This is a genomic window from Allobrachymonas wangyanguii (assembly GCF_045055315.1).
Classification (GTDB): Bacteria; Pseudomonadota; Gammaproteobacteria; order Burkholderiales; family Burkholderiaceae_C; genus Brachymonas; species Brachymonas wangyanguii.
Genome location: NZ_CP173677.1, coordinates 271,321 through 283,940, shown reverse-complemented (window position 1 = coordinate 283,940; position 12,620 = coordinate 271,321). Strand labels below are relative to the sequence as shown.

At 65.6% G+C, this 12,620-nt stretch carries 11 protein-coding genes; 5 read left to right on the top strand and 6 right to left on the bottom strand.

The genetic code is table 11. The features are described 5' to 3' along the window. Window positions 1-17: 17 nt before the first annotated feature. The 5 genes from ACI3EV_RS01305 (at window position 18) to ACI3EV_RS01285 (ending at window position 5,900) form a co-directional block, all read left to right on the top strand. Window positions 18-947, top strand: coding sequence for a branched-chain amino acid ABC transporter permease (locus ACI3EV_RS01305; protein ID WP_329770659.1), 930 nt, complete (start codon window positions 18-20; stop codon window positions 945-947). A gap of 28 nt (window positions 948-975) precedes the next feature. Beyond that, a complete protein-coding gene (locus ACI3EV_RS01300; RefSeq protein ID WP_329770658.1) occupies window positions 976-2,052 on the top strand; it encodes a branched-chain amino acid ABC transporter permease in 1,077 nt (358 codons plus the stop codon). A 76-nt stretch (window positions 2,053-2,128) separates the two neighbouring features. Then, the gene (locus ACI3EV_RS01295) at window positions 2,129-3,574 is read left to right on the top strand and encodes an ABC transporter substrate-binding protein (protein WP_329770657.1); all 1,446 of its coding nucleotides are present in this window, start codon (window positions 2,129-2,131) and stop codon (window positions 3,572-3,574) included. Window positions 3,575-3,705: 131 nt separating this feature from the next. Continuing rightward, window positions 3,706-4,551 (top strand): ABC transporter ATP-binding protein, encoded by an 846-nt coding sequence (locus ACI3EV_RS01290; RefSeq protein WP_329770656.1) that lies wholly within the window; start codon window positions 3,706-3,708, stop codon window positions 4,549-4,551. A 101-nt stretch (window positions 4,552-4,652) separates the two neighbouring features. Then, complete coding sequence (locus ACI3EV_RS01285) at window positions 4,653-5,900, top strand: AMP-binding protein (protein WP_329770655.1); 1,248 nt, start codon at window positions 4,653-4,655, stop codon at window positions 5,898-5,900. A gap of 22 nt (window positions 5,901-5,922) precedes the next feature. Here ACI3EV_RS01285 and ACI3EV_RS01280 read toward each other — a convergent pair whose 3' ends face one another. The 6 genes from ACI3EV_RS01280 to ACI3EV_RS01255 form a co-directional block, all read right to left on the bottom strand. Continuing rightward, window positions 5,923-6,936, bottom strand: a complete 1,014-nt coding sequence (locus tag ACI3EV_RS01280; protein ID WP_329770654.1) for a recombination-associated protein RdgC — start codon at window positions 6,934-6,936, stop codon at window positions 5,923-5,925. 151 nt (window positions 6,937-7,087) lie between these two features. Beyond that, the gene (locus ACI3EV_RS01275) at window positions 7,088-7,945 is read right to left on the bottom strand and encodes a DsbA family protein (RefSeq protein ID WP_329770653.1); all 858 of its coding nucleotides are present in this window, start codon (window positions 7,943-7,945) and stop codon (window positions 7,088-7,090) included. Next, window positions 7,942-8,628, bottom strand: coding sequence for a glutathione S-transferase N-terminal domain-containing protein (locus ACI3EV_RS01270; protein WP_329770652.1), 687 nt, complete (start codon window positions 8,626-8,628; stop codon window positions 7,942-7,944). Before ACI3EV_RS01270 ends, ACI3EV_RS01275 begins: the two co-directional genes overlap by 4 nt. A 174-nt stretch (window positions 8,629-8,802) precedes the next feature. Continuing rightward, window positions 8,803-9,900: an NAD(P)-dependent alcohol dehydrogenase gene (locus ACI3EV_RS01265; protein WP_329770651.1), complete on the bottom strand. Its 1,098-nt coding sequence runs from the start codon at window positions 9,898-9,900 to the stop codon at window positions 8,803-8,805. A gap of 147 nt (window positions 9,901-10,047) precedes the next feature. Next, window positions 10,048-11,070 (bottom strand): Ldh family oxidoreductase, encoded by a 1,023-nt coding sequence (locus ACI3EV_RS01260; protein WP_337691948.1) that lies wholly within the window; start codon window positions 11,068-11,070, stop codon window positions 10,048-10,050. 49 nt (window positions 11,071-11,119) lie between these two features. Next, window positions 11,120-12,610: an efflux transporter outer membrane subunit gene (locus ACI3EV_RS01255; protein WP_337691949.1), complete on the bottom strand. Its 1,491-nt coding sequence runs from the start codon at window positions 12,608-12,610 to the stop codon at window positions 11,120-11,122. Between the last annotated feature and the right edge of the window lie 10 nt (window positions 12,611-12,620).

Here is a 12,620-nt window from a genome sequence, read left to right as displayed (position 1 = left end):
CGCAAGGAGACAACAACATGGGATTTTTCCTCGAAACCCTTCTCGGCGGCCTGATGACCGGCATGCTGTATTCGCTGGTCGCGCTCGGCTTCGTGCTGATCTTCAAGGCCAGCGGCGTGTTCAACTTTGCCCAGGGTGCCATGGTGCTCTTCGCCGCACTGGCGATGGCGCGCCTGGCCGAATGGATTCCGCAGTACCTCGGCATCAGCAACATGATTGCCGCCAACCTGATCGCCTTCATCGGCGCCGCGCTCATCATGTTCGTGGTGGCCTGGCTGATCGAGCGCCTGGTGCTGCGCCACCTGGTGAACCAGGACGGTGCCACGCTGCTGATGGCCACGCTGGGTATCACCTACCTGCTGGAAGGCGTCGGCCAGACCCTGTTCGGTAGCCAGATCTACTCGATCAACATCGGCATGCCCAAGGATCCGGTGCTGGTGATGGAAGGCCTGATCGAAGGCGGCGTGCTGATCAACCGTGAAGACCTGATTGCAGCCGCGATTGCTGCCGTGCTGGTTGCCGCGCTGACGCTGTTCTTCCAGAAGACGACCACCGGCCGTGCCCTGCGCGCCGTGGCGGACGACCACCAGGCCGCCCAGTCGATCGGCATTCCGCTGAACCGCATCTGGGTCATCGTCTGGTGCGTGGCCGGTATCGTCGCCCTGGTGGCCGGCATGATCTGGGGCTCCAAGCTCGGCGTGCAGTTCTCGCTGGCCACCGTGGCACTGCGTGCCCTGCCGGTGGTGATCCTGGGCGGCCTGACCTCGGTGCCCGGCGCCATCATCGGCGGCCTGATCATCGGTGTCGGCGAGAAGCTGTCCGAAGTCTACCTGGGCCCCATGGTCGGCGGCGGCATCGAGATCTGGTTTGCCTATGTGCTGGCGCTGGTGTTCCTGCTGTTCCGTCCGCAAGGCCTGTTCGGTGAAAAGATCATCGATCGCGTGTAACCCATAACGATAAAACTGGAGACTTCCCATGCTTTACCGCGAAAACGGTCAATACAAGACCACCTACCGTGCCGATCAGGCCATGCTGCCGATCAAGCAGGACCGCTTCTTCATGCTGGCGCTGCTGGCCGTGGTGTTCATCGTGGTGCCGGCGATTGCCAGCCCCTACTGGTTCAACGCCGTGCTGATCCCGCTGCTGATCATGTGTCTGGCGGCCCTGGGCGTGAACGTGCTGGTTGGCTACTGCGGCCAGATCTCGCTCGGCTCCGGTGCCTTCATGGCGGTCGGCGCCTACGGTGCCTTCAACCTGCTGGCACGTGTCGACGGCATGCCGCTGATCATCTCATTGCTGTTTGGCGGCCTGTGCGCGATGGCCTTCGGCATCCTGTTCGGCCTGCCCTCGCTGCGCGTGAAAGGCCTCTACCTGGCAGTGGCCACGCTGGCCGCCCAGTTCTTCAGCGACTGGATGTTCCTGCGCATCAAGTGGCTGACCAACAACTCGGCGTCCGGCTCGGTCTCGGTCAGCAACCTGAGCCTGTTCGGCATCCCGCTGGATACGCCGGTGGCCCGCTACCTGTTCGTGCTGAGCGTGCTGGTGATCAGTGCCGTGCTGGTGAAGAACCTGGTCCGTGGCGCCATCGGCCGTGAATGGATGGCGATCCGCGACATGGACGTGGCTGCTGCGGTGATCGGCATCCGTCCGATGTTCGCCAAGCTGTCGGCCTTTGCCGTGAGCTCCTTCATTGTCGGCATGGCCGGCGTGCTGTGGGCCTTCATCCACCTGGGCTCCTGGGAGCCGGGCGCGTTCAGCGTGGACCTGTCCTTCAAGCTGCTGTTCATGGTGATCATCGGCGGCATGGGCTCGATCATGGGCAGCTTCTTCGGTGCCGCCTTCATCGTGCTGATGCCGATCTTCCTGACCAACTTCCTGCCCTTCGTGGCTGGCCTGTTCGGCATGAGCATGTCCACCGCCACCATCTCGCACATCGAGTTCACCATCTTCGGCGCGCTGATCGTCTGGTTCCTGATCGTCGAGCCGCATGGCCTGGCCAAGCTGTGGAGCATGGCCAAGCAGAAACTCCGGATCTGGCCCTTCCCGCACTGATTGCCAATCCGACTGTCCTTTTTCCGAATCTGAATTTCCCACTTTTTCCACTTTCAACACACCAGGAGACAAACCCATGACTACACTCCAATTCCGCCCCGCCCTGCTGAGCGTTGCCGCTGCAGCCCTGCTGGCCCTGGCCGGCTGCGGCGACAAGGGTTCCAGCACCAGTACTGCTGCCAGTGGCGCAGCCTCCGGCGCTGCAGCCGGCACCGCTGCCGCCCCGGCAGCCACCGGCGGCGGCGGCAAGTCCGTCACCGTGGAAGCCAGCGCCGACAAGCAGTTCTTCCCGCTGCTGTCCTACCGTACCGGCCCCTACGCACCCAACGGCATCCCGTGGGCTGACGGCAAGCAGGACTACCTGAAGCTGGTCAACGAGCGTGACGGCGGCATCAATGGCGTCAAGATTGCCTTCGAGGAGTGCGAGACCGGCTACGCCACCGACCGCGGCGTGGAGTGCTACGAGCGCCTGAAGACCAAGCCCGGCGTCGCCATGTTCGACCCGCAATCCACCGGCATTACCTTCGCCCTGACCGAGAAGGCCCCGGTCGACAAGATCCCGCTGCAGACCTTCGGCTACGGCCTGTCGGTGTCGCAGGATGGCACGCACTTCAAGTGGAACTTCCCCAACATGGGCAGCTACTGGACCGGCGCTGACGTGCTGATCCAGCACCTGGGCCAGAAGGAAGGCGGCCTGGACAAGCTGAAGGGCAAGAAGATCGCCCTGGTCTACCACGACAGCCCGTTCGGCAAGGAGCCGATCCCGCTGCTGCAGAAGCGTGCCGAAATGCACGGCTTCGAACTGCAGATGCTGCCAGTAACCGCACCGGGCGTGGAACAGAAGGCCACCTGGCTGCAAGTGCGCCAGAGCAAGCCTGACTATGTGCTGCTGTGGGGCTGGGGCGTGATGAACTCCACCGCCCTGAAGGAAGCGCAAGCCACCGGCTTCCCGCGCGACAAGATGTATGGCGTGTGGTGGGCCGGTGCCGAGCCGGACGTGAAGGACGTGGGCCAGGGTGCCGCCGGCTACAACGCGCTGGCACTGAACGGCAGCGGCCAGCAGTATCCGGTGATCCAGGACATCCTGAAGCACGTCTATGACAAGAACAACGGCACTGCCTCCAGCCGTGACGAAGTCGGTACCGTGCTGTACAACCGCGGCGTCGCGATCCAGATGCTGTCGGTTGAAGCCGTGAAGGCAGCCCAGGAGAAGTTCGGCAAGGGCAAGGTCATGACCGCCGAGCAGGTGCGCTGGGGCATGGAGAACCTGAACCTGGACAAGGCCAAGCTGGAAGCGCTGGGCTTCGGTGACATGATCCACCCGATCGCCACCACCTGCCAGGACCACATGGGTTCTACCGCGGCCCGCGTCCAGACCTGGGACGGCAGCAAGTGGAACATCCAGACCGACTGGATCCAGGGTGATGCCGCCGTGCTGGATCCGCTGATCAAGGAAGGCGCTGCCAAGTACGCCAGCGAGAAGGGCATCCAGGCCCGTACCGCTGAAGACTGCAACGCCTGATCGTTGATCCCGGCAGTCCGCTGAGCCGGACTGCCCCGCTGCCCTGGCAGCGGCAAGGCGGTGCCCCCGCGCCCCCTTGCCAGTGCCGGCACCCTGCCCCACCGACAACAATACCTACGGAGACAACGCCCATGGACACCACCACCCCCGCCGCAGCCGCCAACCCGCGCCTCGACGCACCCGCGCTGGTCACGGTCAACGGCATCGAAGTCATCTACAACCACGTGATCCTGGTGCTCAAGGGCGTGTCCCTGAGCGTGCCCGAAGGCGGCGTGGTCGCCATCCTGGGCGGCAACGGTGCCGGCAAGACCACCACCCTGCGCGCCATTTCCAACCTGCTGGCCGGCGAGCGCGGTGAAGTCACCAAGGGCACCATCGAATACCGCGGCGAGCAGATCCAGAACCTGTCGCCGGCCGACCTGGTCAAGCGCGGCGTGGTGCAGGTGATGGAAGGCCGCCACTGCTTCGCCCACCTCACCATCGAGGAAAACCTGCTGACCGGTGCCTACACGCGCAAGGACCGTGGCGAAATCGCCGCCAACCTGGAAAAGGTCTACAACTACTTCCCGCGCCTGAAGACGCGCCGCACCAGCCAGGCCGCCTACACCTCCGGCGGCGAGCAGCAGATGTGCGCCATCGGCCGCGCGCTGATGAGCAACCCGAACATGGTGCTGCTGGACGAGCCCTCCATGGGCCTGGCGCCGCAGATCGTGGAAGAGGTGTTCGAGATCGTGAAGGACCTGAACACCAAGGAAGGCACCACCTTCCTGCTGGCCGAGCAGAACACCAACATGGCGCTGAAGTACGCCGACTACGGCTACATCATGGAAAGCGGCCGCATCGTGATGGATGGCACCGCCGAACAGCTAACCAGCAACGAGGACGTGAAGGAGTTCTACCTCGGCATGGGTGGCGGCGAACGCAAGAGCTTCAAGGACGTGAAGAGCTACAAGCGCCGCAAGCGCTGGCTGGCCTGAAGCCGGCCCGGATCTCCGGATTTTTCAAGCCCTGGGCGCACGCCACTGCCGCGTGCAGGCTGGCTGCGCCCTCCATCTGACCTTTTGCTTTCTGTCCGACCATGCAGACCTATTACGACACCCTGGAAATCCGTCCGGCCGAGGAGCGCGAAGCCGCCCTGTTTGCCGCCCTGCCGAAGCAGATTGCCCATGCCCAGCAGAACTCGCCGGCCATGGCCGAGATCCTAGCTGGCGTGGATGCCGCCAGCATCACCAGCCGCGAGGCACTGGCAACGCTGCCGGTGACGCGCAAGTACGAACTGCTGGAGCGCCAGAAGGCGCAGCGCGCATTGAACGCCTTTGGCGGCTTCAGCGCGATTGGCTATGGCCCCAACATGGGTCGCGTGTTTGCCAGCCCGGGCCCGATCTACGAGCCTGAAGGCAAGGCGCGCGACTACTGGCGCATGGGCCGCGCCATGCACGCCAGCGGCTTCCGCAGTGGTGAGCTGGTGCACAACTGCTTCAGCTACCACTTCACGCCGGCCGGCAGCATGATGGAAAACGGTGCCCACGCCCGTGGCTGCACCGTGTTCCCGGGCGGCATCGGCCAGACCGAACAGCAGGTGCAGGCGATGCTGGAGCTGCATCCGGCCGGTTATGTCGGCACGCCGAGCTTCCTCAAGATCATCCTGGAAAAAGCCGCCGAGATGGGCGTCAGCCTGCCCTCGGTGACCAAGGCCATGGTCAGCGGCGAGGCCTGCCCGCCCAGCCTGCGCGACTGGTTTGCCGAGCGCGGCGTGCAGGTGTTCCAGTGCTACGCCACCGCCGATCTGGGCCTGATCGCCTACGAGACCAAGGCGCGTGAAGGCATGGTGCTGGACGAGCACGTGATTGTCGAGATCGTACGTCCCGGCACAGGCGACCCGGTGGCCGAAGGCGAAGTCGGCGAGCTGGTTGTCACCACGCTGAACCCGGATTACCCGCTGATCCGCTTTGGCACCGGCGACCTGTCCGCCGTGCTGCCCGGCCAGTGTCCGACCGGCCGCACCAACACCCGCATCAAGGGATGGATGGGTCGCGCCGACCAGACGACCAAGGTGCGCGGCATGTTCGTGCATCCGGCGCAGGTGGCCGAAGTGGCACGCCGTTTCCCGGAAGTGGTCAAGGCTCGGCTGGTGGTCAGCGGTGCCATGGCCAACGACCAGATGACGCTGCAGGTGGAGTGCGGCCAGCCGTCCGATGCGCTGCTGCAGGGCCTGGCCAATGCCGTGCGCGAAGTCACCAAGCTGCGCGCCGATGTCAGCTTCTGCACCCCGGGCAGCCTGCCGAATGACGGCAAGGTGATCGAGGACGCGCGCAGCTACGATTGAGCGGCAGCGCCGCCTGCCGCCCTCAGTCTTCCCAGGGCGGCGTATCGTCAGCGGTGGCTTCGGCCACCGTTGCCGTTTCTGTCGCCGCCACGCCACTCGCCACATGCAGGTGCAGCGGTGCCTGCACCGCCGGAGTGGCGGCACCAAACTCCTGCTCGCCTCCCAGGATCGCGAACAGATCCGGCAGCAAGGCGATCAGCTCGCCGGTGGCAATCGCGGCATCGGCATCGAAACCGTCATCATCGGGCGACTTGTCCTCGAACACCACGTCCTGGAACGCCAGCTTTTTCAGCTGCAGCGTATCGGTCAGCGTGAAGGAGACACGATCCTGCCAGGTCATGGCCAGGCGTGTCGGCACCTTGCCACCGACCAGGATGTGCTGGCGCACCTCGTCGGTATCGAGCAGATGGCGCGCATAGCGCACCACCGATTTCATCTCGTCCATGGTCTTCAGCTCGCATTCGCGATCGATACTGAAGCCGTCCGGTGCCTCGCCGGTGCCGAGCCAGTCGGTCATGGCGGCAGCCGGTGACACCGCGGTCTGTATCAGCGACAGCGCCAGCCCCTCGAACTCCTTCACCAGCAGCGTGGTGACCTCGTCGGCCTTGCCCTGGCTGCCGGCATCCACCACCAGCAGGCGCTGTTGCGGCGCAATCCAGACGCGCGTCGCGGACTGGCGCGTGAAGGCGCGCGGCAGCAGTTCGTGCAGCGCCTGTTCCTTCAGCTCCTTCTGTTCCTTCTTGCCGGGCTTGCGGCCGGTGGTCTGTTCGATGTGGGCAACGATCTCGTCCACGCGCTGCTTGACGGCCGACGCCGGCACCACACGCTGCTCGGTCAGCAGCTTGAGCAGCCAGTGGCCACCCACGCTTTCCACCAATGCACCGCCGGCCTCGCCACGCGGCTCCACCCAGCCCAGCGCCTTCTGCTGGGTCGGGCCGCAGGGCACGAAACGGTTCTTGTCCAGACCAGCCTCCAGCGTGGCAACGCCGGGGTTCCAGTCGGGACCAATACGAAACAGGATCAGATTCTTGAACACGGGATTCCTTTGTCTTGTGGGCCGGCACAACGCAAGCGCCCCGGGACAGGCCGGGGCGTCAGGGAGCAGCCAGCCGCGGCAAGCGACAGCGGATGCTGTCCATGCCGGGGGCTCTATCGTAGCGGCTATCGCAGCGATTTTGCCGGCTGTTTCAGGCCGCCATGAGGTCCTTCATGGCGTGCACCAGCGCCTTGCCAGTGGCATAGCCGCTGGTGATCAGGTGCAGTTCCCTGCCCTTGCGCAGCACCACCGTGGGGAAGCCGCTGACGCCCCACTCGCGCACCATGTTGAACTCGGCGTAGGTCGCCTGGCGCGCTTCTTCCGAGGCAAAGCGCTCACTGAACACTGCGAAATCCAGCCCGGTCTGCGCGCAGATCTCGCGGTAGAAATCCACCTGGCCCGGATCGGCATTGTCGGCATAGAAATGGTGCTGGATGCCGGCAAAGAAGTCGTGCAGCGCCGATTCCTCATCCTCGCGTTCCAGCAGCATCTCGCGTGCGATCACGACAGCGCGGCACGGCGGCTCGGTGTCGTAATCGAAGCTGCGCTCCTTGTCGTCCAGCAGCTCGTAGCTGAAGGGCTGGCCAGTACGCGTCCAGACCTCTTCCCAGTGGTGGCGCAGGAACTGGCGCATGGCATCGTCCCAGGCTTCGCCACCGCCCGGACGCAGGCCGCCGACCAGGATGGTGTAGGGCAGGCCGGCTTCGGCCGCGGCCTTGTGCAGCGTGCGCAGGCCCGGCTCCATGCCCCAGCACCAGGAACACATCGGATCACCGATGTAGATCACTTCCTGGCTACTCGCTTCAGCATCATCGGCTTCGCCGTCTTCCTCGTCCGTCGCGGCCGGCTGCTGGGCAGACTCGGGGCCGGCACCCGGGGTGCAGCTACCGGTCACCGGATCGCAGTAGGGAATATCCTGCAGCTTGCCGCTATCGGCAGCCGGGGTATCCGGCGTACACGTCCCCGTGACCGGGTCGCAGTAGGGAATATTGTCCAGTTTCTTGCTCATGCCAGTCCCCTTTGCACGGCAGGACGCGCCAGAAACGCCTCCAGAACGCGCAGTACGTTGCCAAACTCATCGATACCGACCAGCTCTCCCGCCTGGTAGACGTCGCGCATGCAGCGCACCCAGGGGAAGATGGCGATATCGGCCATGCTGTAGTCACCCATGACCCAGTCGCGGCCTTCCAGCCGGCGATCCAGCACGCCCAGCAGGCGGCGCGCCTCGTTCACGTAACGGTCGCGCGGGCGCTTGTCCTCAAAGTCCTTGCCGCCATAGCGGGTGAAAAAGCCGACCTGGCCAAACATCGGGCCAACGCCACCCATCTGCCACATCAGCCACTGGATGGCCTGGTAGCGCTGCACCGGATCCTGCGGCAGCAGCTGGCCGGTCTTTTCTGCCAGATAAATCAGGATGGCGCCGGTTTCCCACAGCGGCATCGGCTCACCACCCGGCCCGGCCGGATCGAGAATAGCGGGAATCTTGTTGTTGGGGTTGATGCTCAGGAACTCGGGCGTGAACTGGTCGTCCGCCGAAATGTCCACGCGGTGGAACTCGTAGGGCAGGCCCAGTTCCTCCAGCGCAATCGACACCTTCTGGCCATTGGGCGTGCCCAGGCTGTACAGCTGGATGCGCTCCGGATGCTGCGCGGGCCAGCGCCGGGTGACGGGAAAGGCGGACAGGTCTGTCATCTTGGGCTCCTCCTACAATGTGATGATCCCAGTATGCAGCTTTCCGCGGCCCATTGTTGTAGGACGGGATTGCCGATAACCCGAACAGGGGCTTTCGTCGGCACCAAAAGACAGACCCGCGCGGCACCGGGCCGGGCGGGTCTGCAGGCTACAGGCTGGTGCCCAGCCGCGCCATCAGGGCTTGATGGCGATCTTCAGCACACCGTCACGCTGGTTGGCGAACAGATCGTAGGCCTCGACGATGTCGTCGAGCTTGCGCTCGTGCGTCACCAGCGGTTTCAGGTCCACGCGGCCGGATTCGATCACGTTCATCAGGCGGCGCAGGCGTTCCTTGCCACCCGGGCACAGCGCGGTGTTGATCTTGTGGTCACCCAGGCCGGCACCAAACGGGCCGAGCGGGATCTTCAGGTCAGTAGAGTAGACACCCAGGCTGGACAGCGTGCCACCCGGCTTGATGCAGCGCATCGCCTGCTCGAAGGTGCTCTGCAGGCCCAGCGCCTCGATCGCGCTGTCGGCACCGCGGCCTCCAGTCAGCTTCATGACCTCGTCCACCACGTCGACGTTCCTGAAGTTCAGGGTGACATCGGCACCGAGCTGCTTGGCCACGGCCAGGCGCTCGTCGTTGCCGTCCACGGCGATGATGGTGGTGGCGCCGCGCAGCTTGGCACCAGCGGTGGCGCACAGGCCAATCGGGCCTTGCGCGATCACGACCACGGTGTCACCGATCTTGATGTTGGCGTTTTCGGCACCGACGAAGCCGGTGGACATGATGTCCGGGCACATCAGCACCTGCTCATCGGTCAGGCCGTCCGGCACCGGCGCCAGGTTGCCCTGGGCATCGGGTACCAGCACGTATTCGGCCTGGGTACCGTCGATCAGGTTGCCGAAGCGCCAGCCGGCGGTGAGCTTGTAGCCATGGCAGCCGCAGCGGCCACTGGCGACCAGATAGCTGCCGTCCTGGGACGCCACGCCATCCTGCGCCGCGTAGCTGTTGAAGTCGGGGCAGATGGCACCGGCAATCACGCGCTGGCCTTCCTGGTAGCCCTTCACCGCGCTGCCGAGCTTGACGATGATGCCGACCGGCTCATGGCCAACCGTCAGGCCTTTTTCCACCGGATACTCGCCCTTGAGGATGTGGACGTCGGTACCGCAAATGGTGGTGGTGGTGATCTTGATCAGCGCGTCGTTGGGGCCGACATCGGGAATCGGCTTGTCGGCGATCTCGATACGACCGGGTTCAACGAAAACTGCTGCTTTCATCATGGCTGCCATGGACTTGTCTCCTCGATCAAGGTTGGGAAAACATACACGTTCAGGGCAGCCTGCCTGCATACCGGGCTGACTGCCGCTGGAATGACGATGGACCAACCCCAGTGTAGCAGCCTGCCTCCCGGGCGTACAGGGCGGGAAGCGGCAGCCTCAAACCGCTGCGGCCAGTGCCTGCAGACGCGCCCACTCCGCCGCCGGCAAGGCGATGCCGTCGCGCTCCGATTGCGCGCGCTGGCGGTAGCGGCGCTCGCCGGGCATGCGCGTCTGGCCGGCCTCGCGCATGGCCAGTACCAGCGCCTCAGCCCGATCGACAAAGCCGGCTGCGCTGGCACCTGCTGCCGGATCAATCACGATCAGCAGCTGGCCGGTACGCGGCGTCTGCGCTCCCGGATGCTGCGCCCAGCTGAAACCAAACGAGAAATCGCCACCGGTCAGCGCGGCGGCCAGCAGCTCCACCATCATCGACAGTGCCGATCCCTTGTGGCCGCCAAACGGCAGCAGCGCCCCACCCTGCAGGATCGCCTGCGGATCCTGCGTTGGCTGGCCGTTGGCATCGACGCCATGCTGCGGCGGCAGCAAGCGCCCTTCGCGTGCGGCAATCTGCACATCGCCATGCGCGATGGCACTGGTGGCCATGTCGAACACCAGCGGATCGCCCCCGGCGCGCGGTGCGGCAAAGGCGAGCGGGTTGGTGCCGAACAAGGCCTTCTGGCCGCCGTGCGGCACGACGCAGGCCATGCTGTTGACGACACTCAGCGCCACCAGCCCTTCATCCGCAAAGGGCTCGACGTCGGGCCAGAGCGCGGCAAAGTGGTGCGAATCGCGGATCGCCAGCAAGGCGATGCCGTTGCGGCGCACTTTCTCCAGCAGCAGCGGACGTGCCGCCGCCAGCGCCGGCTGGGCAAAGCCGTTGCGCGCATCGACGCGCACAAAGCCGGGCGCCACATCCTGCACCTGCGGCACGGCGCGGCCATCGACCCAGCCGCTCTTGAGCGTGGAGACATAGCCGGGCATGCGGAACACGCCATGGCTGTCGGCGCCATCGCGCTGGGCAGCGGCACAGTTGGCGGCAAGAATGGCGGCGACTTCGGCCGAACAGCCGTGGCGCTCAAAAATGCGCGCCAGCAGCGCCGTCAGGTCAGACAGGGAAACGGTGTGGACGGAATCGGTCATGCAGGGGCCCGTTCGGCAAAAGCCCCATGGTAACGGACTGCGGCGGCGCTCAGTGCGCTGGTGCCAGCTGCGTCGGGAACAGGCCCGCGTTGCCGACCTTGGGGCGCGCCTCCGGCAAGGGCACGGCCTGCAACACCGGGCTGCCGCCGAGCGACTGGTACAGCGCCACCAGGTTATTCAGGCGTTCCAGCTGCACGTCTTCCAGCGCCAGCTGCGCGCTGCGGCGCGTTTCCTGCGCATCTAGCCAGAGCTTGAGCGCCACGGCGCCGGCGCGGTAGCGCACTTCCATCAGCTCTTCGGTGCGCGCGGCCTGCTGTAGCGAGCGGCGCAACTGCGTCTCTTGATCGGCCAGGTTGCGGCGGCCAGCCAGCGCGTTTTCGACATCGGCATAGGCCTGGTACAGCGTCTGGCGGAAGTTGATGATGGCCTGTTCGTACTGGTTTTGCGCGATGGCCGTGTTGCGGCGCATTTCGCCAAGGCGCAGGAACGGCAGCGCCAGGCCGGCACCCAGCGTGGCGATCGGGTTCTCCAGCAGATCGGACAGGTCGCGGCTGCTGTTGCCGATAGAGCCGGTCAGGCTCAGCACCGGGTAATAGCTGGCGCGCACCGCATCGGCATTGGCCAGCACCGAGCGCAGCCGCATTTCGGCGGCCAGCAAGTCCGGGCGGCGGCCCAGCAGTTCGGACGGCAGGCCAGCGGGAATCACCGGCAGCGCGCGTGTATTCGGCAGACGCGGCTTGCGCGCCTCGGGCGGCAGCTGGTCGGGCGCGCTGTCAAACAGCAGCGCCATGGCGTTGCGCAGCTCGACGATTTGCTGGCGGTAGCGGCTGATCTGCGCCTGCTGGCTGGCCTGGGTCTGGCGCGCCTGCGCCAGTTCCAGCCCGGAAATCGCGCCGGCCTGGTACTGCACGTTCACCAGCTCCAGCGTGCGGTTGGCACGTGCCAGGCTTTGCTGCTGGCTGGCCAGCTTGCTCTCTGCCACGGCCAGCTGCCAGTAGGTGCCGGCCACGGTGCCAATCAGCGCCTGCGCTACCGCCTGGCGGTCCATTTCGGTGGCGGCGGCCTCCCAGTCGGAGGCGCGCTGCGCCGAGGACAGGCGGCCCCACAGGTCGGCCTCCCAGCTGGCACCCAGGCTGGCATTGTGGCTGCGGCTGGTACCGGCACCGCTGTCCAGCACGCGGCTGGCGCTGGTGCCAACACTGGCACTGGGCGTCGGAAAACGATTCCCCAGCGCATTGCCGGCCTGCAGCTGGGCATTGCGCACGCGGTAGGCCGCCGCCGCCAGGTCATTGTTGCGCTGCAGGGCCAGATCGACCAGCGCGGCCAGCTGCGGATCACCCAGCTGCGTCCACCAGCGGTCGCGCTGCGCCACCTGGCTGCCGGTAGTCGGCTGGCTGGCACCCTGTTGCCACTGGCCGGGCACCTGCACGGCAGGGCTCTGGAACGGCGTGGCAGCACAGCCGGCCAGCAGGCTGGCGGCGGCGATCACGCCCAGGCTGTGGCGGCGCCACACGGCGGCAGCAAACATCGTCTTCATCATGGAATCACTC